The 24048-nt window shown below is 42.3% G+C and carries 24 protein-coding genes and 1 pseudogene; 17 read left to right on the top strand and 8 right to left on the bottom strand.

Annotated elements, in window-relative coordinates; translation table 11 throughout:
• Window positions 1-11: 11 nt before the first annotated feature.
• Both B3R63_RS07575 and B3R63_RS07580 read left to right on the top strand, forming a co-directional pair.
• Window positions 12-1073, top strand: coding sequence for a sulfate/molybdate ABC transporter ATP-binding protein (locus B3R63_RS07575; RefSeq protein WP_286729521.1), 1062 nt, complete (start codon window positions 12-14; stop codon window positions 1071-1073).
• Between the two features lie 49 nt (window positions 1074-1122).
• Window positions 1123-2046 (top strand): CysB family HTH-type transcriptional regulator, encoded by a 924-nt coding sequence (locus B3R63_RS07580; protein WP_005019342.1) that lies wholly within the window; start codon window positions 1123-1125, stop codon window positions 2044-2046.
• Between the two features lie 88 nt (window positions 2047-2134).
• Here the strand turns inward: B3R63_RS07580 and carO are convergent, their stop codons facing one another.
• A complete protein-coding gene (gene carO / locus B3R63_RS07585) occupies window positions 2135-2863 on the bottom strand; it encodes an ornithine uptake porin CarO (protein ID WP_005019341.1) in 729 nt (242 codons plus the stop codon).
• Window positions 2864-3155: 292 nt separating this feature from the next.
• Between carO and dapD the strand changes: the two genes are divergently transcribed.
• The 5 genes from dapD to B3R63_RS07610 all read left to right on the top strand — a co-directional run bounded on the left by dapD (window position 3156) and on the right by B3R63_RS07610 (window position 6413).
• Entirely contained in the window at window positions 3156-3977 is an 822-nt protein-coding gene (gene dapD, locus B3R63_RS07590; protein WP_119878884.1) for a 2,3,4,5-tetrahydropyridine-2,6-dicarboxylate N-succinyltransferase, read from the top strand.
• A 79-nt stretch (window positions 3978-4056) separates the two neighbouring features.
• Window positions 4057-4767 (top strand): 7-carboxy-7-deazaguanine synthase QueE, encoded by a 711-nt coding sequence (gene queE, locus B3R63_RS07595; protein WP_005404417.1) that lies wholly within the window; start codon window positions 4057-4059, stop codon window positions 4765-4767.
• Between the two features lie 31 nt (window positions 4768-4798).
• Window positions 4799-5467: a 7-cyano-7-deazaguanine synthase QueC gene (queC, locus tag B3R63_RS07600; RefSeq protein ID WP_005019336.1), complete on the top strand. Its 669-nt coding sequence runs from the start codon at window positions 4799-4801 to the stop codon at window positions 5465-5467.
• A gap of 16 nt (window positions 5468-5483) precedes the next feature.
• Window positions 5484-5894, top strand: a complete 411-nt coding sequence (locus tag B3R63_RS07605; RefSeq protein ID WP_286729526.1) for a hypothetical protein — start codon at window positions 5484-5486, stop codon at window positions 5892-5894.
• 51 nt (window positions 5895-5945) lie between these two features.
• Window positions 5946-6413 carry a peroxiredoxin gene (locus tag B3R63_RS07610; protein WP_005027032.1) on the top strand — a complete coding sequence of 156 codons (468 nt, stop codon included), beginning with the start codon at window positions 5946-5948 and terminating at the stop codon, window positions 6411-6413.
• A gap of 189 nt (window positions 6414-6602) precedes the next feature.
• Here B3R63_RS07610 and B3R63_RS07615 read toward each other — a convergent pair whose 3' ends face one another.
• On the bottom strand, window positions 6603-7172 hold the full coding sequence (locus tag B3R63_RS07615) for a nicotinate-nicotinamide nucleotide adenylyltransferase (RefSeq protein ID WP_286729528.1): 570 nt from the start codon (window positions 7170-7172) through the stop codon (window positions 6603-6605).
• Window positions 7173-7270: 98 nt separating this feature from the next.
• On the opposite strand from B3R63_RS07615, the gene B3R63_RS07620 reads away from it, so the two are divergent.
• Window positions 7271-8119 carry an enoyl-CoA hydratase-related protein gene (locus tag B3R63_RS07620; RefSeq protein ID WP_286729554.1) on the top strand — a complete coding sequence of 283 codons (849 nt, stop codon included), beginning with the start codon at window positions 7271-7273 and terminating at the stop codon, window positions 8117-8119.
• Between the two features lie 112 nt (window positions 8120-8231).
• Window positions 8232-9014, top strand: coding sequence for a nitroreductase family protein (locus tag B3R63_RS07625; protein WP_034670402.1), 783 nt, complete (start codon window positions 8232-8234; stop codon window positions 9012-9014).
• Between the two features lie 227 nt (window positions 9015-9241).
• Here the strand turns inward: B3R63_RS07625 and B3R63_RS07630 are convergent, their stop codons facing one another.
• Window positions 9242-9556, bottom strand: coding sequence for a YqfO family protein (locus B3R63_RS07630; protein ID WP_265779033.1), 315 nt, complete (start codon window positions 9554-9556; stop codon window positions 9242-9244).
• Between the two features lie 118 nt (window positions 9557-9674).
• Between B3R63_RS07630 and B3R63_RS07635 the strand changes: the two genes are divergently transcribed.
• Entirely contained in the window at window positions 9675-10526 is an 852-nt protein-coding gene (locus B3R63_RS07635; protein WP_286729534.1) for an SDR family oxidoreductase, read from the top strand.
• A 58-nt stretch (window positions 10527-10584) separates the two neighbouring features.
• On the opposite strand, the gene purL is transcribed toward B3R63_RS07635, so the two are convergent.
• Both purL and B3R63_RS07645 read right to left on the bottom strand, forming a co-directional pair.
• Entirely contained in the window at window positions 10585-14418 is a 3834-nt protein-coding gene (gene purL / locus B3R63_RS07640; RefSeq protein WP_286729537.1) for a phosphoribosylformylglycinamidine synthase, read from the bottom strand.
• A 383-nt stretch (window positions 14419-14801) separates the two neighbouring features.
• Window positions 14802-14966, bottom strand: coding sequence for a hypothetical protein (locus B3R63_RS07645; RefSeq protein WP_171287470.1), 165 nt, complete (start codon window positions 14964-14966; stop codon window positions 14802-14804).
• A 2-nt stretch (window positions 14967-14968) separates the two neighbouring features.
• Between B3R63_RS07645 and B3R63_RS07650 the strand changes: the two genes are divergently transcribed.
• Genes B3R63_RS07650 through ruvB form a run of 3 tightly spaced genes read left to right on the top strand, consistent with a single transcriptional unit; the run spans window position 14969 to window position 17948 of the window.
• Window positions 14969-16300 carry a deoxyguanosinetriphosphate triphosphohydrolase gene (locus B3R63_RS07650; protein WP_005019325.1) on the top strand — a complete coding sequence of 444 codons (1332 nt, stop codon included), beginning with the start codon at window positions 14969-14971 and terminating at the stop codon, window positions 16298-16300.
• Between the two features lie 20 nt (window positions 16301-16320).
• A complete protein-coding gene (gene ruvA / locus B3R63_RS07655; RefSeq protein WP_005019323.1) occupies window positions 16321-16923 on the top strand; it encodes a Holliday junction branch migration protein RuvA in 603 nt (200 codons plus the stop codon).
• Between the two features lie 20 nt (window positions 16924-16943).
• Entirely contained in the window at window positions 16944-17948 is a 1005-nt protein-coding gene (ruvB, locus tag B3R63_RS07660; protein ID WP_005027049.1) for a Holliday junction branch migration DNA helicase RuvB, read from the top strand.
• An 89-nt stretch (window positions 17949-18037) separates the two neighbouring features.
• On the opposite strand, the gene B3R63_RS07665 is transcribed toward ruvB, so the two are convergent.
• The 3 genes from B3R63_RS07665 to B3R63_RS07675 are packed head-to-tail and all read right to left on the bottom strand — an operon-like array spanning window position 18038 to window position 21455.
• On the bottom strand, window positions 18038-19582 hold the full coding sequence (locus tag B3R63_RS07665) for a flavin-containing monooxygenase (protein WP_286729540.1): 1545 nt from the start codon (window positions 19580-19582) through the stop codon (window positions 18038-18040).
• A gap of 13 nt (window positions 19583-19595) precedes the next feature.
• A complete protein-coding gene (locus B3R63_RS07670; RefSeq protein WP_286729543.1) occupies window positions 19596-20429 on the bottom strand; it encodes an SDR family NAD(P)-dependent oxidoreductase in 834 nt (277 codons plus the stop codon).
• A 30-nt stretch (window positions 20430-20459) separates the two neighbouring features.
• Window positions 20460-21455: a metal-dependent hydrolase gene (locus tag B3R63_RS07675; RefSeq protein WP_284908516.1), complete on the bottom strand. Its 996-nt coding sequence runs from the start codon at window positions 21453-21455 to the stop codon at window positions 20460-20462.
• Window positions 21456-21949: 494 nt separating this feature from the next.
• On the opposite strand from B3R63_RS07675, the gene ybgC reads away from it, so the two are divergent.
• The 4 genes and pseudogenes from ybgC to B3R63_RS07695 all read left to right on the top strand — a co-directional run.
• Window positions 21950-22357: a tol-pal system-associated acyl-CoA thioesterase gene (gene ybgC, locus B3R63_RS07680; protein ID WP_005019316.1), complete on the top strand. Its 408-nt coding sequence runs from the start codon at window positions 21950-21952 to the stop codon at window positions 22355-22357.
• 22 nt (window positions 22358-22379) lie between these two features.
• Window positions 22380-23078 carry a protein TolQ gene (gene tolQ, locus B3R63_RS07685; protein ID WP_286729545.1) on the top strand — a complete coding sequence of 233 codons (699 nt, stop codon included), beginning with the start codon at window positions 22380-22382 and terminating at the stop codon, window positions 23076-23078.
• Window positions 23078-23527, top strand: a complete 450-nt coding sequence (tolR, locus tag B3R63_RS07690) for a protein TolR (RefSeq protein WP_286729547.1) — start codon at window positions 23078-23080, stop codon at window positions 23525-23527. Before tolQ ends, tolR begins: the two co-directional genes overlap by 1 nt.
• Before the next feature lie 4 nt (window positions 23528-23531).
• Window positions 23532-24048: pseudogene (locus B3R63_RS07695) on the top strand (protein TolA); the annotation flags it as partial.

Genomic DNA, 24048 nt, shown 5'->3' on the forward strand with positions numbered 1-24048 from the left:
GGAATGACCCCATGAGTATTCAAGTTAAAAATATTGAAAAACACTTTGGTGCATTCCATGCACTAAAAAATATTTCACTCGATTTTCCTGAAGGTCAACTGGTTGCCCTGCTTGGCCCTTCAGGTTGTGGTAAAACAACTTTACTCCGGATTATTGCCGGTCTTGAATCGGCAGACGGCGGACAGGTTCTGCTAGAAGGTAGCGATGCGACCGATGTACATGTTCGTGAACGCCAGGTAGGCTTTGTATTTCAGCATTATGCGCTATTTAGACATATGAGCGTATTTGACAATATTGCTTTTGGCTTGCGTGTACGTCCCCGCAGTACGCGACCATCGGAAGCTGAAATTAAAAGACGGGTAACCCGCCTGTTAGATCTGGTGCAATTAGGATTTCTGGCAGACCGTTATCCAGCCCAACTTTCAGGTGGACAACGTCAGCGTATTGCTTTAGCGCGTGCGCTTGCAGTAGAACCGCGAGTTTTATTGCTAGATGAGCCTTTCGGTGCGCTTGACGCGAAAGTTCGTAAAGAGTTACGTCGCTGGTTACGAACTTTACATGACGAACTTCATATCACTTCCATCTTTGTTACCCATGATCAGGAAGAAGCGCTTGAAGTTGCTGATCAAATCGTGGTGATGAATAAAGGTAATATTGAACAGATTGGTTCACCTCGGGAAGTCTATGAGAAACCAGCTACGCCATTTGTATTTGACTTCTTGGGTCAGGCCAACCGTTTTGAAGGGCAATATCAGCAAGGCATTATCCAGATTGGACAAGACCGTATCCAGCTCCCTCATAGTGTAGAAATTGCGCAGGGAAAAGTTGTTGCGTTTGCCCGTCCTGATGAATTACGTATTCACGCTCAACCGCAAGATAATACGATTCAGGCAACATTTCTGCGTGAAATCTGGATTGCTGGTAATGTTGTAGCAGAATTGCAGGACCGCAATGGTAATCTGATTGAAATCACGCTTTCACCAGAAGAAGTAAAACAGCATCAGTTCAGGGCACAGCAGAATGTATGGATCAGTGCTTCTGCCCTACACCTGTTTGAAGATCAGGTCGCGTAAATATAATAAAGGGGCTGTATATGCCCCACTCTTTTTTGAGGTAATCCAGATGAACTTTCAGCAACTTAGAATTATTCGGGAAACGGTAAGACAGAATTTTAACCTGACTGAAGCCTCAGCGGCACTCTATACATCACAGTCAGGTGTTAGCAAACATATTAAAGATCTTGAAGATGAACTGGGAGTACAGCTTTTTATTCGTAAAGGTAAGCGTCTGCTAGGTCTGACAGAACCTGGCCAATCTCTTTTGAATATTGTTGAGCGTATGCTGGTCGATGCAGAAAATATCAAGCGGTTGGCTGATGATTTCAACAAAGTTGATGAAGGTACACTTACTATTGCTACCACTCATACCCAAGCGCGTTATGTTCTCCCACCAATTGTTAACCAGTTTAAAAAAGCTTTTCCCAAAGTTCATCTCATCCTGCAACAAGCCAGTCCGGTAGAGATCTCAGAAATGCTCTTACAGGGGGAAGCTGATATTGGTATTGCTACAGAATCATTGACAACAGAAGAAAATCTGGCCAGTGTTCCATATTATACATGGGAACACAGCATTATTACTCCACAGCATCATCCCTTAACCCAACTAGAAAATATTCGTCTAGAAGATCTGGCTAACTATCCAATCATTACTTATCATGGCGGGTTTACTGGACGCTCTAAAATTGACAAGGCTTTTGAAGCAGCCAATATTGAAGTTGATATAGTAATGTCTGCACTTGATGCAGATGTTATTAAAACTTATGTAGAACTCGGTATGGGGGTAGGCATCGTTAATAACGTCGCTTATGATGCGGAACGCGACTATCGCTTAAAACAAATTCAAACTGATATTTTTGGTTTAAATACCACTTGGTTAGCAGTTCGTAAGGGACATTTGTTACGTGGTTATGGTTACGAGTTTATTTCGTTGTGTTCACCTGAAGCTGACATAAAAGCACTCAAGAAAGTGGCCTATCCAGAAGAGTAAGTTTTTAAGACAATTTTTAAATTTGATTGAATAATTATAAAAGCAATAAAAAAACGGACCTTAGTCCGTTTTTTTATTGCTGACTGGATTAGAAGCGGAAGCTTACACCCAGTTTAGCTACTGGTAACCATTCATATTTGTTATCATTTTCAATATCACGTTCTTCACGTTCAACTGCTGTAGCAAAGTCAGTACCAGGCTCAGTAGTGATAGCTGTACCAGAAGCTGTCAAGTTGACATTTGGGTTACCATTATAAAATGCACCGATTTCACCAAATACGCCCCAACGGTTAGTAATTGCTGGAGAGAAACCGATACCTACATACGGTGCTAAATTATTTTTATAAGAAAGTTGACCATTAATCCGTGCACCACTAGTACCAGCAACAAAATCAGTTCCATTTACAGTGAAGCCTTCACTAGCACCTATGCGTCGATCCAAGTCGTAATCATTATCTACATAAGCTACCCCAGCAGCCATATAGAACCAGTTTGCCCAAGGACGAATCTCAGCATTTAAGTAAACATTATTGTTATCCATATCGATGTCATAATCTGAGCCATTTACAGATAAGTCATCTGACCAAGAGATATCTCCACCGTTGTAACCTAAAGTTACACCAACATATGGATTGGCATTATATGAAATCGCGCCACCGTAACCAGTAGTACCAACTTCTGCACGTACTGAAGCTGGTTTAAAGAAAGAGAACGTTGAAACCCCTTCTTCAGTGACAATTATTTCATCAGCTGCCAATGCAGAACCTGCAATAGCACTTAAAACTGTAGCGGTCGCTAAAACTCTTAAAGCTTTCATTATTAATCTCCTCAGAAGAGTTTGTTTTTTAATCTATAATTGTTTCGTGTCTTGTATGTTAGATAAAACCTAAGTGGGTTTTTAGACACAAATTACGTGGTTTCTGTTATTTTTTGATACATTTAACGTTTTTTCTTGTTTTTACATGTTTTTTTGTAAAAATATTTCTAAAAAGCTTCATATTTACTTTACCCATACCAGAGACCTTTATAGATGAAAAGTTTGCTAGTTTTTGGCTGTTTTTATACACAAATAGTGTAAACTCTCATAAATTTTTTCAGGAAGGAATATCATGACTCAGCTTTCAACTATTATTGAGCAGGCCTTTGAAAACCGCGCCAACTTTACCGCAGCAGATTGTCCCTCAGAAGTGCGTCAAGCTGTAGAAGAAGCCATTAAAGGTCTGGATAACGGTACACTGCGAGTAGCTGAAAAAATTGATGGTGAATGGATTGTTCATCAATGGCTGAAGAAAGCGGTCTTATTATCTTTTAAATTAAATGATAATAAGCCAATCGAATCATGTGACCTACGTTTTTATGATAAAGTCGAGACCAAATTTTCTGGCTGGACTGAAGAGCAGTTCAAAGAAGCCGGCGTACGTGTAGTGCCACCTGCTGTAGCTCGCCGTGGTAGTTTCCAAGCTAAGAATGTGGTTCTTATGCCTTCTTATGTGAATATTGGTGCTTATGTAGATGAAGGCACAATGGTGGATACATGGGCAACTGTAGGTTCATGCGCACAGATCGGTAAAAATGTTCATTTGTCGGGTGGTGTTGGTATCGGTGGTGTACTTGAACCGCTTCAGGCCAACCCGACTATCATTGAAGATAACTGTTTCATCGGTGCACGTTCTGAAATTGTTGAAGGTGTTATTGTTGAAGAAGGTTCTGTCATTTCAATGGGCGTTTACATCGGCCAATCTACCAAGATTTATGACCGTGAAACTGGCGAAATCCATTATGGCCGTGTTCCTGCAGGTTCAGTTGTTGTACCAGGGAACTTGCCATCTAAAGATGGAACATACAGCCTTTATGCTGCAATTATCGTGAAAAAGGTAGACGCTCAGACACGAGCTAAAACCAGTCTAAATGATCTGCTTCGCGCTGACTAATTTTTTGTCTGTTTAAAGGTCTCTACGGTCATGCCTGATCGTAGAGATTTTTGTTTTTTATAGAAGGTGATATTGGGCTATGAATCCCTTACGTTCTTCCGTTATTCCAGTGTCTGATCCGGCAGCTGGTTTACGTATTACGGAGATTTTTTATTCGTTGCAGGGAGAAGCAAACGCTGCGGGGTTACCAACAGTATTTATTCGTCTGACTGGCTGCCCTTTACGTTGTACCTATTGCGATACGACCTACTCTTTTGAAGGAGGGGTACGTCAGTCACTTGAAGAAATCATTGCAACTGCCCGAAGTTATAATACACCTTACATCTGTGTAACCGGTGGAGAACCACTGGCACAACCGAATTGTCTGGTTTTACTACAACGTTTATGTGATTTAGGACATAAGGTTTCTTTAGAAACCAGTGGTGCACTCGATGTATCTAAAGTTGATCCACGCGTATCAAAAGTTCTAGACTTAAAAACTCCAAGTTCTGGAGAAGTTACACGTAACTTAATGTCAAATCTAGAATTTCTGACCTCAAATGATCAAATCAAGTTTGTTATCTGTAACCGTGATGATTACCAATGGGCCAAAGAGCAGCTTGCGCTGTACTCCCTAGAACAGAAAGTCAGTACAGTCTGGTTCTCTCCTGCGTTTGCAGTGGAAAAAGGTGCAGCCCAATTACCTAAACTGGCTCGTGAATTAGCACAGTGGATTCTAGATGACCAGCTTCCCGTTCGCTTCCAGTTACAACTACACAAGCTACTTTGGAATGATGAAACTGGCCGTTAATCACGGTACAGAAAGATTGGAGAAACAATATATGCGCTCGCGTGCAATTGTCTTATTATCTGGTGGATTAGATTCAACAACCTGTCTGGCTTGGGCACAGGCACGTTATGAGTGTATCGCTATCAGCTTTATGTATGGTCAGCGTTCAACTACTGAACTGGATGCAGCTAAAGCACTTACTCAGCGTGCCGGCGTAGAACATCGCGTTATTAATATTGACCTGGGCAACCTGGGTGGTTCGGCACTGACAGATCATAATATTGATGTCCCTGTACAGGAACAGTCAGGCATACCCGTAACTTATGTTCCTGCCCGTAACACCATCTTCTTGTCTTATGCCTTGGCAGCTGCAGAAGTATTTGATGCAGAGGCTATAGTAATCGGGATTAATGCCGTAGATTATTCAGGTTATCCGGATTGTCGTCCTGAGTTTATTGAAGCATTTGCCAATATGGCGCGCCTGGCCACTAAAGTGGGAGTAGAAGGTAAACCTTTAAAATTTGAAACACCCCTGTTACATTTATCTAAAGCGAATATTATACGTTTGGGCATTGAACATGGCGTAGACTATAGCCAGACGGTTTCCTGCTATCAGGCAGATGACCAAGGACGTGCTTGTGGACAATGTGATAGCTGCCGACTTCGTAAACAAGGTTTCCAAGAAGCAGGTATTGAAGACCCTACACGTTATATACCGTAATCACCAGGTACAATTTATGAAGAACTTAGCATTAAAACTTTTCCTTTCCTCCCTGTTCTCAGCAGCTACTCTGTTAACAGTAAATACCCATGCTGCAGAAGCAAATCCTCTTCAACAGGCTTATAAAAGCACAAATGTTAAATCTGCCCTGATCAATGTTTGTAAAACAGAAACAGGCAAAAGCAAGAAACTCTCTGCTGCTGAAGTAAGCAAATACTGTACCTGTGCTGTAGAAGCAGATGGTAAATTGACCAATGCTCAAAAATGGGAAATCCAGAGCACAATTAACCAGAAGAAAAGCCCAAGCAGTTTAGCTTTTGTTCAAAAACAAAATAGTGATTTACAAGCGTGCTTCGGTCCACAGCTAACTTCAAAACTGCAAAACCTGACCCAAGAAGCTATGAAATCAGCGCAGGCAAAAAAATAATTGCCTTATTATTTTACTAGCCACATTCGTGGCTAGTTTTTGGAGAAAACCATGAGTACTGAAGATATTAAATTACCTGACCACGTATTCCCAACCGCAAATGGTGAGATCAACTTATCTGAAGTGCCATCTGCATGGTTGGTTCTCTATTTCTATCCTAAAGATTCTACACCCGGCTGTACTACTCAGGCCCTTGAGTTTACTGAATTAAAAGACCAGTTTGATGCTATGGGTGCTACTGTCGTGGGTATCTCTCGTGATTCAGTCAAATCTCATCAGAATTTTACTAATAAGCAGGAACTGCAAATTGAACTGGTCAGTGATGCAGATGAAATCCTGTGCAAACATTTTGATGTCATTAAAGAAAAAAATATGTATGGCAAAAAAGTTATGGGTATCGAGCGTTCTACCTTCCTGTTCCATAACAACCAGCTAATGAAGAGTTACCGTAAAGTCACCGCAGCTGGTCATGCTGCTCAAGTATTAGATGATATCCGCACAATGAGTGAAGTGGAATAAACCATAAAAACTCTAATAGCAAGCCGGCACTTTAGCCGGCATTTTTATGGGTCTGTGGTCTTCAGTCTTGCTTGATTTCTTTAAGAAAGGTGTGAAGCAGACTACAGGTGTTTTTTTCAAGTTTAACTGGTTCGACATATAAACTCTCTAATATCGCTAAATTATCTAAAGGTTTTAATCTAATCTTCATTACTGTATATTGCTGTAGTCCTGCTCTTTATATTTTTGCTGTAGCTGACGGTATACCAGACCATGCTGGAAATTCTTCAAAAAATTTTGTGAACCCGCCGGGAAAGCTTCTGTTTTAATTATACCCTGATAATAGGCTTCGCGCAGTGGCGTCGCAGAAATGGCACCTTCCAGACTCTCCAGTTCAACCATCGTCCATTCTGGAAATAGTTTCAGATAATATGATGATGCATCTTTAAAATGGCCGATCAGACCAATTTTAGAGCCAGTTTGAACCACCTGATTAATTAAAGCTTTAACCTGCTTTACCCATTTTTCGTCATTATAGACATCAATGACATGAACAAAAATAATTCGCTTCTGATCTTCTAGTGAAAAGTTGGACAAAATCATCTCTTCACGTTCAGAAGCTGTGAATGGATTTTTGAGATTCCGTTCATTTTGAGCTGAACCTAAAGCCAGAATCACATACTGACTTTGACTTAAGGCAACCTGTACCGTCTGCAAATGTGCATAATGAAAAGGCTGAAAACGCCCGATGAAGACAAGATAATCAAAAGTATATGACATAAGTTCTGAGCTTTAATGACTCATCAGTTGCATTTTCAAAAAAGATATGCGACATAATAAGCCATAATAAAATCATGATTTAAAGCATGGATAGTACGATGACATTAAGCTGTATACAACAACCACATCAACATTTAAAGGCAAAACTGGATCACGGAATTCTTACGCTGGCTATTGACCGGCCTGAAGCCAAGAATGCCTTATATGGTGAGCTTTATTTATGGATTGCTCAGGCACTTGATGAAGCAGATATTTCTAGTGATGTACGTGTAGTAATACTTCGTGGCTTAAATGATGACTTTACTGCAGGAAATGACATGAAAGATTTCATGCAGTTTACCCAGCAGCCTTTACAGGATAAAGCAGGCAATATGCCCCCTTTTGTCTTGCTTAAATCATCAGCAAAATTTTCAAAGCCTTTAATTGTAGCGGTTAAGGGGGTAGCTATTGGTATAGGAGTAACTATACTGTTGCATGCCGATCTGGTCTACAGTGATGATGATGCTATTTTCCAGATTCCATTTGTAAGTTTAGGTCTTTCTCCAGAAGGTGCAGCAAGTCAGCTTCTTGTTAAGCAGGCAGGCTACCATCGTGCTGCTGAACTGCTGTTTAGTGCTAAAAAATTCACAGCAAAAACTGCCGAACAGGTAGGCTTGGTCAATCGTGTGATTAAGGATGACATCTATGAAGATGCCAAAATTATTAACTTGATTATTGAAAATGATGTTTATGATTATGCTCACAAAGCTGCCGAATATCTAACTCAGTTACCGCTTGCCTCCATTAAACAGACTAAAGCGCTAATGAAAAAAGATTTAGCTAATATTATTGAGTGCATTGATGAAGAAGCTGAAATTTTTATGCAGCGCGTTAAATCTCCTGAAATGATGGAAGCTGTACAGGCTTTTATGCAAAAACGTAAACCTGACTTTACACAGTTCAATTAAGTTTTATGCTCAAATCTGGATACCTGAGATGTGTCCAGATTTTTTGTTGTCTATACTCCTCTGCCTCTGAGGATTTTCTCTAAATCTTCCTATTGAATTGAACTGTTTAATTATGCCAAATACTGAAAATTATACCCAAGATAGTGAACAGCCAGAAAAGAAACGTTACTATGAACCTGCACCTCAGGATATTGACGTTGAGCAATTCAAAAAAGTTGTAGAAAGCCGCCGTTCAGTACGTAAGTTTACTGATAAGCCCATTCCAGAAGATGTGCTGGATGCGTGTCTGGATTTAGCTTTACTGGCACCTAATTCATCTAACCTGCAACCATGGACCTTTTATGTAGTTCAAGATCCTGATAAAAAACAGCAGCTGATAAAAGCCTGTATGAGCCAGCTCGCTGCCAAAACTGCATCTGAACTGATTGTCTGTGTTGCACGTACAGACCGCATTGATGAAATGGCAAAACGTAATGTCAATGAATTTCCTTTTCCAGAAGCGCCGCCAGCAATCAAGAAATACTACAAGTATATTCCGTATAACTATAAAACGGGCTATTTGAATGCTTTTGGCAACTTTAAGAAAGTTGCTTTTAAAGTGGCGCGCAGTCTGGATAAGCAGATGCCAGTCTCTGCATTTAGTCCTGCAGATGCCAAACTCTGGGCAAGCAAGACCACAGCGCTGGCATGTGAAAATCTGGTACTGGCTTTACGTGCCTACAGTTTTGACAGTTGCATGATGGAAGGTTTTGATGAGCCGATGGTACGCCAGATTTTGGAACTAAATGACCAGCAATATCCAATCATGGTGATTGCTGCAGGTGAACGGGCCAAAGATGGTGTATTCTTTCCACAGTACCGTTTTGATCGCGAACTTTTTATACAAAAAGTTTAAAAAGTTTTCATGAGTGTCATCGAGTATAAGTAAGTAAAATAGGTTTTCTTGCTTCTGCTTACTTTATTAATAAAAGTAAGCAGACAGGTATAAACAGGCTATTTTGTATAGAGCAGTAAGTAGGCTAAAGTAATAGATTTTAAAGGGAAGTTTTTCTTAAAATAAAACCTGCTTCAATCGCCTATTACAGCTTTAGCTTGTTCATAAAGATGCTGAAAACAGCTCTGCTATTGTATGTTGAGAAGTTGAATAAACTCGAATGCTGGTTCTTCATAAGGATGGCTGTTCTTTAGCGCCCGAGCAACAGCAGCAGCTTTTTCTTCAGGTACAATTGATTCTACCCGCCATTCCTCTACTTGTTCAATTTTTCCGACCTGACCAATATGTGGGTTCGCTCCTTGCATTGGTCTAAATTGCCCAATTCCCTTTACCTGCCATACACAATGTTCATAATCTCCTATTCCTCCTGCTCCGGCGGCAAAGATTGCTTGTTTGGTAGAATCCAGATACTCATCAGGAACGAAGTAAATCAGCTTTAACATAGAACCTCCTTTTTGTTATCTCTATCTTTAATATCGTATAGCCAACGTTATTGTCACTAGGCAAGCTGAATAAATTACCGAATAGTAAAAAAATTCATAACAATCTCAGGATTATTTTATGGCAACAGTACTAATTACAGGTGCGGGCACCGGCTTTGGTAAAGGTGCAGCATTTCTCTTGGCAAAGAATCATCAAGTGATTGCAGGTGTCGAGATTGCAGCACAGATTTTTAGTCTGGAACAGGAAGCTAAGGCTCAGGGACTTGATAATATTCGCTTTGAAAAGCTTGATATTGCGGATCCAAAAGATCGTGAAAAAGCTGCAGTTTGGGATATCGATGTCCTGGTTAATAATGCAGGGATTTCAAAAGCCGGCTCTTTGGTCGATATACCTGAGAAAAATTTACGTGAACAATTTGAAGTGAACGTTTTCGGCACAATGCTGTTAACACAAGAGTTGGCTCGTAAAATGGTAGATAAACACAGCGGAAAAATTATTTTCATTTCAAGTGTTGCCGGACTTTCTGCCGGGCCTCTGATTGGAGCTTATTCAGCCTCCAAACATGCAATTGAAGCATTTGCCAAAGCACTGGATGGTGAACTGCAAGAATTTGGCGTACAGGTTGCAACTGTAAATCCGGGACCTTTTTTGACAGGCTTCAATGACCGGATGTTTGAAGACTGGAAAACTTGGGAAAACAACCCTGAAGAGTGGATCTTTGATTACTCTCAAATGGCCTTTCCTCATGAACAGTTTGATCCTGAAACAGTTTATCAGGTTATTGCTGATGTCGTTGAAGGTAAAAGTGATCTGTTTAGAAATGTTGTGCCTCAGGAGATGAATGATCAGTTACAGAAATCTGAAGATGAACTCTGGACCAAAAAAGTGAGTACAGAGAAGAAACGTCATCCACAAGTTGAAAAGGCTTATGAGCTTGAGCCTTATACCAAGGCATCTGAGGATAAATAGTCAGAAATTTTTTATATAAAAAAAGCCACCTGAGGTGGCTTTTTTTATATGTGTATAATTAACCGATAAACTTGCGAGCATTACGGAACATGCGTAACCATGCTCCATCTTCCTTCCACTCTTCCGGTTTCCATGAATGCTGGATCGCACGGAAAGTACGCTCTGGATGTGGCATCATAATAGTCGCGCGTCCATCCCTAGAGGTCACACCAGTCACTGCTTCTGGAGAACCGTTCGGGTTAAGAGGATACTGCTGGGTCGGGTTGCCATGGCTATCGACATAACGCAGAACAATTTGACCATTAGCGTTCAGGCTACTCAAGCTGTTATCAGAAATTACTGCACGACCTTCACCATGTGCAACGGCTATTGGCAGAATAGAACCTTCCATTCCTTCTAACACTACAGAATTTGATTTTTCTACTCGTACGTTTACAGTACGGGCTTCAAATACTTCAGAAGTATTACGGTGAAAACGTGGCCAGTTTTCTGCGCCAGGTATTAACGGCGCCAACTGCGACAACATTTGACAGCCATTACAGATCCCTAAAGAGAATGTTTCTTCACGATGGAAAAACTGCTCGAACTGGTCACGCAACTTGGTATTAAACAGGACTGATTTTGCCCAGCCTCCACCTGCTCCAAGCACATCACCATAAGAGAAACCACCACAGGTTACCAGACCTTCGAATTCGTCCAGACTTACGCGACCAGCTAAAAGGTCACTCATATGCACATCGATACTGTTGAAACCCACTTTATCAAATGCCGCGGCCATTTCTACATGTCCGTTTACACCCTGTTCACGCAGAATTGCCATATTTGGACGACGTGTATTGATAAATGGTGCCTCAATTGGCTCATTTAAGTCAAAGGTTGGTTTAGCAATAATACCTTGATGGTCAGCATTGGTAATCAGTGAATATTCCTGATCAGCCGTTTCAACATTATCACGTAAACGTTGAATCTGATGAGAAACCTCCGACCAGGCCTGTTGCAAGTCAGAGCGTGCCAGCGTTAAACCATTTACATTTAAAGTATCGGCCGTATTTAACGAACCAATCAGGCTGATAGCATCTTTAAGTAGAGACTCGGAAATTTCTGCCTGCAGTGCTTCCCAATCAGTGGCCTTAAGTTGTAATACTGCACCAATTTCTTCTGCAAACAGACTTTCAACTGACTGCTCTTCTAGTGCAACACCCAGACGTGAGGCAAACATCATTTCTGTAACAGTTGCCAGCAGGCCACCATCACCGATGTCATGATATGCCTGAATCAGGCCACGGTTGTTCCAATCCTGAATCAGTGCAAAAAACGCTTTAAACTCATCAAAGTTATCTACATCTGGTGTAACTGTACCGATTGCTTTATAAACCTGTGCTAAAATAGAACCACCCAGACGGAACTGGCCTTTAGACAGATCAATACGTACCAGTACTGAATCTTCAAGTTTCTTCAGCTCGGGCGTCATGGTTTTACGCACATCACCAACAGGTGCAAATGCTGTAATCACACCGGTCATTGGAGAAGTTACAGCTTTATCTTCACCGTTATCATTCCAAGTGGTACGCATGGAAAGTGAATCCTTACCAACCGGAATTGCAATTCCTAAGGCTGGGCACATTTCCATACCGATCGCTTTTACACCTTCAAACAGGGCCTGATCTTCACCTTTTTGGCCTGCTGCAGCCATCCAGTTGGCAGAAAGCTTGATATCACTAATCTGTTCAATATTGGCACAGGCAATGTTGGTAATTGCTTCTGCTACTGCCAGACGTGCTGATGCTGCCGGATTCAGTAAAGCTACAGGAGGACGCTCTCCCATTGCCATTGCTTCACCCGTATAGCCTTGCAGGCTGGTGGTAGTTACTGCTGCATCAGCGACAGGAACCTGCCAAGGCCCTACCATCTGGTCACGCGCAACCATACCGGTAATTGAACGGTCACCAATTGTGATGAGGAAAGATTTTGAAGCAACTGTCGGATTTTTCAAAACACGGAAAATTGCATCGTTTAAATCAACTTTTGAGGCATCAAAATCATTACCCTGACGAGGTGCTGCCTCATAAGAACGCTGCATGCGTGGTGTGCCACCCAGCATAACCTGCATCGGCATATCTACCGGTTTGTTCACAAATAACGGGTCTTCAACCGTAAGATGACGTGCTTCCGTTGCTTCACCCAGTACAGCAAACGGACAGCGTTCACGAGCACAGATTTCTTCAAATTGCTGCAGAGATTCTGGACGGATTGCCAGTACATAACGCTCCTGAGCTTCATTCGACCAGATTTCCATTGGCGACATACCTGACTCAAGCGAAGGAATCTTGCGCAGGTTAAGTACAGCTCCCAGCTCATGGTCATTGACCAATTCAGGCATGGCATTAGATAAACCACCCGCGCCAACGTCATGAATAGAAACAATCGGGTTGAAATCTTCCAGACGCCAGCAGGTATCAATCACTTCCTGACAACGGCGTTCCATTTCAGGGTTTTCACGCTGTACCGAAGCAAAATCAAGATTTTCTCCCATCGTACCACTGTCAACAGAAGATGCTGCACCACCACCTAAACCGATCAACATAGCTGGCCCACCGAGTACAATCAACAGGTCACCCGGTTGAATCGCATCTTTTTCAACATGGTCAGGACGAATATTGCCGTAACCGCCAGCAATCATGATGGGTTTATGAAATCCTTTAACTTCACCATTTACGTTTTGTTCAAAGGTACGGAAATAGCCATTTAATGCCGGACGGCCAAATTCATTATTGAAGGCAGCGCCACCCAGTGGCCCTTCAATCATGATTTGTAACGGAGACGCCATACGCGATGGCTTACCATAGTTTTCTTCCCAAGGCTGCTCAAAGCCCGGAATGTTGAGGTTCGATACGGTAAAGCCGGTTAAACCTGCTTTAGGTTTACCGCCGCGACCGGTTGCACCTTCATCCCGGATCTCCCCTCCTGAGCCTGTTGCTGCGCCGGCAAACGGAGAAATAGCCGTTGGGTGGTTATGGGTTTCCACCTTCATTAAAATATGCGCTGCTTGGCTTTTGTACTTATACACATAATGCCCGCTCTCATCCTGTTTTGGATAAAAGCGCTGCGTGTCATAACCTACAATTACAGACGCATTGTCTTTATAAGCCGACAGAACATCGGTTGGAGATTCTTTATAAGTATTTTTGATCATCTGGAACAAAGACAGTGGCTGTTTTTCACCATCTACTGTCCATTCTGATCCAAAGATTTTATGACGGCAATGTTCAGAGTTGGCCTGAGCAAACATCATCAGCTCAATATCATTCGGATTACGGCCCATATTAGTAAAAGCTTGGGTCAGATAATCAATCTCTTCATCAGACAGGGCAAAACCAAACTCGTTATTGGCTTTAACCAGTGCCTCTTTACCTTGCCCTAAAATATCAATTGAATTTAAGGGTTTTGGTGCAGTCTCATTAAATAATGCCTGTGCATCTTCAATCTGAGCAAATACACTTTCGGTCATACGGTCATGCAGAGCCAGTTTCACATCAGCAGAAACCTCAGGAATTCCTTTTAAAGTATAAAGAATACCGCGTTCCAGACGATGTACCGGCACATTACAGTTCTTGAAAATATCAGTCGCTTTAGATGACCATGGCGAAATGGTTCCCACGCGTGGTGTTACCAGAATTTGTATTTCATCATCTGAAACTTGGCGCAATTCAAAGATTTCACCATCATTCAGAAGTTGCAAGGCAGATTGATGCTGCTGCTCGCTGAGCGCTTGATCAAACAGATAAACCCACTGGCTGTCAAAAGATTGAACAGAACTAATTGACGCTAAACGTGATAATAGTTGAGTTTTCTTGAAAGAAGAATGTGCTGGTGCACCGGCCACGATAAACATGCTGATTTTGGCTCCACGGGCAGGCCTGAGCGACCATGCCGCAATGTGACTTGAAGAGAGCGCATATTCTACTGTGAAAGCCTATTTGGGGCTAGTGATAAAGCCATGAAAAGCTCATTTTCCTACGCTTTATTTTAAAAAAATAAGAGCTTAACCTTCGCCTAGCTCTTATCATCTCGGTGTTCAGGCATACTATTCACAGATTAAAAATAAATTTTCTTACTTCATGTAATTTCTAAATACTGTATAATTTTCAAACTATTCCAGAGTTAAAAATATAAAAATTTACTGTAATTTTCAGCTATTTCTGATGTCTAATTTGGCATTAGAGGCGATATTTAGGAAATTTATCAGGGTACTGCTTTTATGAATACTTTAGAGACTTAAGTTAAACGCAGTTTTAAATGACTGTTCTGTCTGCCAACCAAAAGGCCAAGCTCGGCTGAATATAAAACACCTGAGCCAAGCCCGACAATTACTGTCGCTTCTGGCTGGCGAATTATAGGATTTTTTGGCATGATCAGGTTTTGAATCAACTGAATAATCATAAATGGAACAAATGCGTTGGTTAGAGCTTCTCTCGGCGGTGCGTCTGGGAAGTAAAAAGAGTACTTCAGAACTGGCCCGTAGCCCTTTTCATAAAGATTATGACCGTATTATTTTTTCGCAAAGCTTTAGACAGTTAAACCGCAAGACCCAAGTGCACCCGCTTACCCAGCATGATGGTATTCATACCCGTCTGACCCACTCACTGGAGGTATCATGTATTGGCCGTTCAATGGGTATGCTTGCAGCTGAGAAAATCAAGGATGAGTTACCGGTATGGATTTCCCCAGCAGATGTAGGAGCCATTATTCAGGCTGCGTGTCTGGCCCATGATATTGGTAACCCGCCCTTTGGACATGCAGGTGAATATGCGATTCGGGAATGGTTTGATGACGCATCTCATAATGACTTGCTGAGAGAATTAACTCCTGAGCAGGAAGCCGACGTCCGTCAGTTTGAAGGTAATGCACAGGGACTGCGTCTGCTCACCCGAATTGATTATCATCCGAATGATGGTGGAATGCGCCTGACTTATGCGACTTTGGGTGCCTATTTAAAATATCCCTGGCTGTCTAAACGCATTGATGACCAGCCATCACACCAACGGGCCAAGTTCGGCTGCTATCAGTCTGAAAAAGAAATTTTAAAGCAGATTGCCGAACAGCTTGGACTGATTCAGCTCGGTGATTATCATTATTGCCGCCATCCACTTACTTATCTACTTGAAGCGGCGGATGATATCTGTTATGCCCTGATCGACCTGGAAGATGGCATTATTTTAAATATGCTGAGTTATGAAGAAGTCGAGCCGATTTTCCTGAATCTGATTGCAGATTATGGTCAGCCAGAAGAACTGAATTTTGAGAATACCACCTGGCAGCAAAAAATCGCGGCCTTACGTGGTCGGGCCATGAAACGTCTGGTAGACGAAGTAACTTCTGCTTTTGCACGCCATCATTTTGAAATTTTAACTGGCCAGCTTAAAGGCAGCTTGTTGCAGTATTGCCCCAAAGATATTTGTGAAGGTATAGAAACTGCCAAGAATATGGCCCGAAACAAGATTTTTGAGCACCGGCAGAAATCAGATCTAGAAATTATCGCGCATATGAGCTTGCAGCACATTCTGGATGCTTTTGTTCCTTTAACATTGCCACAAAAGTCTTTAAGCTTTAAAGAACGGCGTCTGATGACAATTTTGCAGGAGTTTGGGGCCAATTTTCAGACTGATCATTACCAGAATATTATGCAGGTACTGGATATTATCAGTAAGTTTTCAGACCATCAGGCATATGAACTGGCCCAAGCCTTACAGGGTCGCCGCACTACTTTTCTTTAATTCAGGAATATAAACTCAAAATGATCGGTTGTTTAATTGGTGAAGTATTTGCACTGGAAGCTCCTACCGTACTTTTAAATGTTAACGGTGTAGGTTATGAAATTGACACCCCGCTTTCTACATTTTGCCAATTACAAAAAGGCCAGAAAGTTACATTGTGGACTCATCTGGTAGTACGTGAAGATGCTCAACAACTTTACGGTTTTAGTAATGCTCAGGAAAAAACCATTTTCCGTACCTTACTCAAAGTTAATGGTGTTGGTCCGAAAATGGCTCTTGGTATTCTTTCTACCTTAAGTGTAGAACTGCTGGTGCATACGATTGAACATGATGACCTGAACACACTGGTTAAAATCCCTGGTGTTGGCAAGAAGACTGCCGAGCGTTTAATGATTGAATTGCGTGACCGTTTCAAAACACTGGCACAAGCAGCAACTACCAGTAGCACTGCCCTGCCGCAAATCCAGTTCATTGCCAACTCTCCGATTGCCGAAGCAGAAGCCGCTCTGCAGTCACTGGGCTATAAACCGCAAGAAGCACAAAAAGCTGTAGCTGCAGTAAAAGGTGACTTCAGTGAATCAGCCGATTTGATCCGTGCTGCACTTAAGTCAATGATGAAATAAATTAAGTAGATAACGAGCTCATGCAAGACCGACTTATTAGTGGTTCAGAAAAACCAGAAGATCATTTTGATCGTGCCATCCGCCCGACCTCACTGGATGACTATATTGGTCAGCCGGTAGTACGTGAGCAAATGGAAATCTTTATCGGCGCGGCGCGTGGTCGTGGTGAAGCACTAGACCATACCTTAATCTTTGGCCCGCCGGGATTGGGTAAGACTACCTTGGCTAATATTATTGCCCGGGAAATGGGTGGAAATCTCAAATCCACGTCAGGGCCGGTACTAGAACGCGCGGGTGATCTGGCAGCAATGCTGACCAACCTCGAAGAAGGTGATGTACTGTTTATCGATGAGATTCATCGACTTTCCCCGGTAATTGAAGAGATTCTGTATCCGGCGATGGAAGACTATCAACTGGATATCATGATTGGCGAAGGACCAGCTGCCCGTTCAATCAAGCTGGACCTGCCGCCTTTTACGCTGGTTGCCGCCACTACTCGTGCCGGATTACTGACTTCGCCCCTGCGTGACCGTTTTGGTATCGTACAGCGTCTGGAATTTTATTCAGTAGAAGACCTGACACATATTGTAACGCGCTCAGCCAGTCTTATGGATGTACCAATTACTGAAGAAGGTTCACGTGAGGTCGCACGCCGTGCCCGCGGAACACCCCGTATTGCCAATCGGCTGTTGCGTCGTGTTCGTGATTATGCTCAGGTAAAAGGTACTGGAGAAGTAACTCAGGAAATGGCGCAGCGCGCACTAGATATGCTGAATGTCGATAAAGATGGATTAGATACGCTGGATCGCCGGTATTTAAGCATGCTACTTGAACGATTTGACGGCGGGCCTGCCGGTGTAGAAGCACTTGCTGCAGCAATGGCAGAAGATTCAGGGACATTAGAAGACGTGATTGAACCTTATCTGATTCAGCAAGGCTATGCCATGCGTACTGCGCGCGGCCGTATCGCGACCAATATGGCTTACTTGCAGTTCGGTATGACCCCACCAGAACCAAAACATTAAGAATAAGCTAGAAATAGAGAAACCCGGTGTGCTAAGCCGGGTTAATCACGGTTCCAAGATATGATCTTAAAAAATGCTCAGTTAGAGTTTTATGCAGAGCGTTTAGTTTCTTGCATATTCTCTAAATATTCTATGTCATAATCATTTAAGTCCAGTCGGCTTAGCCGCTGCTTTAAAACTTTAAGCGACCATGGCCAGGCAGCAAAATTATGGCCGTTCTGATCAAGATAGTAACTTTTACATCCACCACTATTAAATACAGTCTTACGCAAGTGTTTTTGCACCTGAACATTATGCTGATGAATCACATCAGACTTTATAGAGAGCTTACTGATTCCTTGTTTTTTCATCTGCAATAAACCGTTTACGATATATTGCACCTGTGCCTCTGCCAGTCCTATAAATGAATCATAGACCAAAATATTTGGGCCTAGCATCAAGAAAGCATTAGGGACACTTTCAAGGCTGGTCCCCAAGTAGGCTTCCGGTGAGCTATTTTTCCATAAATCTGCCAGATACTGTCCTTTTTCATTAATCACACGCTGACCAATCGGCGGATGAGATACTTCAAATCCTGTACCCCAGATAATGGCATCTACCTCATGGCTTTCTCCATTTGCTGCAATCACTTTATTGCCCTCTACCCGAACCAGTCCGTGTGGAATTAACCGGGTATTCGGCTGTATTAAAGCGGGATAATAATTATTGGCAAACAGAATACGTTTACAGCCAATCAAAAATTGAGGGGTAACATTTTGACGTAATACTGCATCTTTAATTTGAAGTTTAAGCAGCTGTTTAGCTCCATTATTGACTGGTTTTAAAAATGCAGGATGACGTAGCCCCAAATTAATCAGGTTAAGAGAACCCGCTACAGCCTGACGCCATCTCTGCTGAATGACTGGGGCCCTGGCAAGCAAGGTCTTGGTATATTTTCCTAAGGGTAAATCAGGTTTTGGCAAGACCCAAGGTGCGGTACGCTGGAACACGAAAAGTTCCTTGGCTAAGGGCTGGATCTGCGGGATAAACTGAATTGCTGAGGCACCTGTTCCAATAACTGCGATGCGCTTGTCTGTTAAATCATATTCATGATTCCATTTTGCTGAATGAAACATCTTTCCTGTAAAGGTTTCTAGTCCTTCAAGCTTGGGAATTTGCGGCTCAGTAATAGGGCCTGTAGCAAAAATTACAGTTCTAGCTTGATAAACCCTCTCATGAGTTTCCAGTATCCATCTTTGCTGGTCTTCATGCCAGCTGGCCTTGACCAGCTCCTGATTAAATTCAATTTTTGACAGAATATTATATTTTTCACTTACATTTTTCAGATAAGCAAATATTTCAGGCTGTTTGGCAAATAAATGACTCCAGCGAGTACTCGGCGCAAATGAATAGGAATACAGTGCCGAAGGAACATCACAGCCACAGCCCGGATAAGTATTTTCCCGCCAGGTCCCCCCTACGGTATTTGCCTTTTCAATTATTTTAAAATGATTCAACCCTGCTTCATTTAACTTGATGGCAGCTGCAATACCTGAAATACCAGCTCCGATAATAAAAGTATCATATAACTGGTTATCATTTTTAGCAGACTGCTTCTTATGGGCGCGCTGTTTGGTTTTAACTTCAGTCATCATTATATTTATACTCTCAAGTTTTTATAAACTGATAAGACAGGCCAAGAAACTTGGCATACAGACTTGGAGAAGTTCGTTTCATCAGCCAGAACAGTTTGGCATCAAGTTGTGGTGTGGTATAAAGCTGTTCTTTATCCAGACGGTCTAAACTCAATTTGGCGACTTTATCACTGGTCGTAAATGCATAATTCATCAAGGCATGATCAGCAAGTTTTGAGTACTGGCCTGGAATACGGCCGTTCTTGATAATATTGGTAGGGACCAGAGTTGGACAGACCACATTTACTTGAATCTTGAACTTTTTCAGCTCAGATGACAAAGTTTCAGAGAGGGCTAATACCCCTGCTTTACTGACGTTATATACACTCATCTCTGGAGCGGCTGTATAAGAGGCTGCTGAGGCCACATTGATAATAGCGCCATACCCCAGCTTTTTAAATTTTGGCACAAAAGCATGGCAGCCATGGATAACACCCCATAGATTTACCTGCATACACCATTTCCAGTCATTAAGTGGTACTTCGTCAAACTTGCCACCCAGCCCAACGCCAGCATTATTGATTAAAAGTGTAACCGGGTGTCCTAAAAGCTGCTCAGCCTGTTCAGCAACACTGTTTACCTGTTCAGCATTTCCTACGTCGCACTGTAATGCAAATGCTTTCGCACCAGTTGCCTTAATCTGATCAACAGTATCCTGTGCGGCTGCCAGGTTAAGGTCTACACAGACTACTGCACCTCCACGTTTAGCCAGCTCATATGCAAAACTCCGTCCAATACCGCTACCGGCACCGGTAACTACCGCATAGGCATTCTGGCTTGATTTACTTCTATTACCTGATAATTTCATGCTGAATCCAATATTCGATATTTAAGATTTTTAAGCTGCAGCTGTACGCAGAGGTGGCACAAACTCTTTAATAAAGTATGGCGTTAACAGCCCTTTCTCCGGATCAAGCAAATATTTTTTGTAGAATTCCAGATACTCGGTAGTGTCATGGTCATTTGGGTGAAAATCACGGCGCAGATAATCGAATACATGATGCCAGTTACTACCGAAGACGCCATATTTCCGCCCGACCAGCAGTTTTAAACTGACTTTGATATCGTTGTAATAACGTCGGCTGATGAGATAACGTGGTGAACGCAGATAAGGGAGCATGATGCCACCTAATGACACCAGCCCCAGAATAGTAACCAATGCCAGTACAAAACCAGAAACTCTTAACCAGTAATTACCTGATAGAACCTGATAAACGTCATAAGCAATATCTTTATGTTCAGACTCCTCAAGCATATGCCACATCCATAGCGCCATAGTCTTATTATCTTCAGTACGAGTTAGCGGATTGTCCATCATGGCCATAATCGAAGAATCCGTATTAACCATCATATGCTGGGCTATAACCGCGGTGAAATGTTCAATAGCTGCCATAAGTGATAATTTCATTGGCTGAGGAAAGCGCAGAAAGATATGGTCAAAGACTTTGTCTGCCAAAAAACGGTACAGAGTGACAGGGAAACGGTTATCTTTTAAGATTTCATTCCATTCCTCGTGAATTTTTGAATGGATGGCCTCCTGTCCAATTAGACTAGTAACTCTCTGTTTTAAAACCGGATCAATTACGAGATCACGATGAAAACGAGCAGTTTCAATAACCAGATCTTCACCATACGTCAGAAAAATCGAGAGCGCCTGCCAGTACGCACTGCCTAAAACAGTCTGAAAATAGAACTTGCTATCCAGCTCATCTTTATCAAATTTAAAATCAAAATGTCGAATAGGTATATTCAGACTCGCTACATTATGCTGCTTACATGCAGTTTCATTCCCGCTACGGGTGAGAAAGATTTTACGTACAACTTGCGTGAGCATTGCACACCTCTTATCCAATTTATTTTTCTACATGTGAAATTTGGCTAAATACATCTTTAGAACTTATGGAAATATCCCTTAGCAGGTTCATCTATACTTCTTTAGCCAAGTGTCACGATTTTTATAGTCAGGTTGCGGTATAGGCAGTTTTTATACAATTGGCAAAGTGCTCGTATGCACTGAACCTTTTTGCCAATAAATTGCTTTCTTGTATTTGCATGCTCTCTACAGGATTGTCAGCTTGTGCCATTTGAGTTCAGAACGTCTATGCTAAAATCCGGGCCTGAGTCAGGGTGGTATCTTGGTAGGACTTTCAATTTCAAGCTTTCTTTCAGCCAGAAGTAAAATAGCAATTTCTTTATATCAGTCGTAATGAATTACATGTTTTTGGTTCAAGTCTGGTCAAGAAAGAAATATCAAGTATTACCCTAAGTAAAGCAAAACCAGATATTTAGTTTTTAAATATCAAAAAGTATTTTAGACGGATGCGATCTATGGCAAATCATTTCGAGTTTCAGATTCGGGTATATATTGAAGATACAGATGCGGGCGGTATCGTTTATCACGCCAATCATATCCGTTATATGGAACGCACCCGTACGGAATGGCTACGCGCTGCTGGTGTTGATCATTACTGGCACCAGAAAGATTATAACTTTGTCGTACATAAGATTAACGTAAAATACATGCGTCCAATTCTCATGGATGACCTGATCACTGTTACAGCACGTGTTATTTCGTGTAAAGCTGCATCATTTGTGTTGCAACAGAATATTTATCGTGGTGAAATCTTGCTGGCTTCGGGTGAAGTCGAACTGGCCTGCTTGAATGACAAAATGATGCCGCGCAAGCTGCCAGAGCAAATCCGCGATCTCATCCGTAAAGAACTGGAACAAGACTAGCAAAATCACTGGCAACTTCTCTATGGCAACACAACTTGAATCAACCCTGCATATCTCCGATTTAATTCTGCAAGCAAGTCCTGTGGTTCAGCTGGTTATGCTGATTCTACTACTCGCTTCAATCTATAGCTGGTACCTGATTGCCAAGTTGTATATGAGTCATAAGAAAGCCCAAAAAGATGATGAACATTTCCAGAAAATGTTCTGGTCTGGTGCCGAGCTGAATACGCTATATAATAACGCCCAGCTCAACTCAAAACGCTCAGGCCTGGAGGATATTTTTTATCAGGGACTGGGCGAATTTTTTAAATTGAATAAACGACATGCCTCAACGACACAGTCGATTGAGGGAACCGAACGTATTTTGCGTGTAGGTCTGAGCCGTGACCAAGGTAATCTTGAGCAAGGGCTGGGGGCATTGGCCAGCATTGGCTCAGTTGCCCCTTATATCGGTCTTTTCGGTACAGTATGGGGCATTATGAATGCCTTCATTGGTCTTGCTGCTGTTGAGCAGGTAACACTCGCTACTGTCGCACCAGGTATTGCCGAAGCACTTATTGCGACTGCTATTGGCTTGTTTGCAGCTATTCCTGCTGTCTTGGCTTTTAACCACTTTACAGCTAAAGGTGAAGCACTTTACTCAGACCGTGCCCTGTTCGCCGAAGAAATGGTAGCCTTGCTACAACGTCAGTCTGTGGGTCCTGCACAGGAAGCTGAATAATGGCTATTCAACGTTCCGGACGCTTTGAGCGGATCAAGAAACCTTTAAAAAGTGATATGAATGTCGTGCCCTATATCGACGTCATGCTGGTATTGCTAGTGATCTTCATGGTAACTGCTCCAATGATTACCAGTGGCATTAATGTAGATTTACCACAAGCTAATGGTAATCCGATTGAATCTAAAGATGCACCTGCCATGGTTACCCTAGATAAAGATGGTCATTACTATCTAGAATACGAACAGCATAAGGCAGAACCTCTAGAGCTATCTCAGCTGACCCAGATTTTAACTGAAGCCCAGACTCAGGCTAAGGCAGACAACAAACAGCTCAATGTGGTGATCCGTGGACATAATACCCGCCCTTACGGTGATGTCATAGCCTTGATGTCCAGTCTTCAGGAAGCCGGTTTAACTCAAGTGGGTTTACTGACCGAACCATTAAAGTAATTTTATGAAAGATTTTAAAAAGCCTCCTTTTAAACAAAAAGCCGTAGCAATTGGATTTACGCTAGGCGTACATCTGGTGGCTGTGGTCGGCTTGCTTTATTTGGGTATGAGTACACCGCCTGAAGCTCCTAAACAAATTAAAACTGTACTTATTAAACCTGAGGATCTTCCCCCGCCTGAACCTGTTCCTCTAGAACAGACGGATACTGTAGAGACCGTACATGAAAACCAGGCAACCGAAATTACGCAAACTGCCGAGCCAAGTATAGAACCAGCTCCTGTTATTCCAGTTCCTGCTACAACCTCTGCTTCACTACAGGCAACTGAAGCTGCAAAACGTGCAGAAGAAAAGGCGAAAGCAGCAGAGGCAGAAAAATTAAAAGCTCAAGCAGACGCAAAAGCAAAAACAGATGCCGCGTCACGAGCTAAAGCTGAAGCATTGGCTAAACAAAAGACCGAAGCTGCTGAAAAAGCTAGAGCTGATGCACAAGCAAAAGCTGACGCTGCTGAAAAAGCCAAAG

Origin of the sequence: Acinetobacter sp. UBA1297 (genome assembly GCF_002307755.1) — a bacterium.
Classification (GTDB): domain Bacteria; phylum Pseudomonadota; class Gammaproteobacteria; order Pseudomonadales; family Moraxellaceae; genus Acinetobacter; species Acinetobacter radioresistens.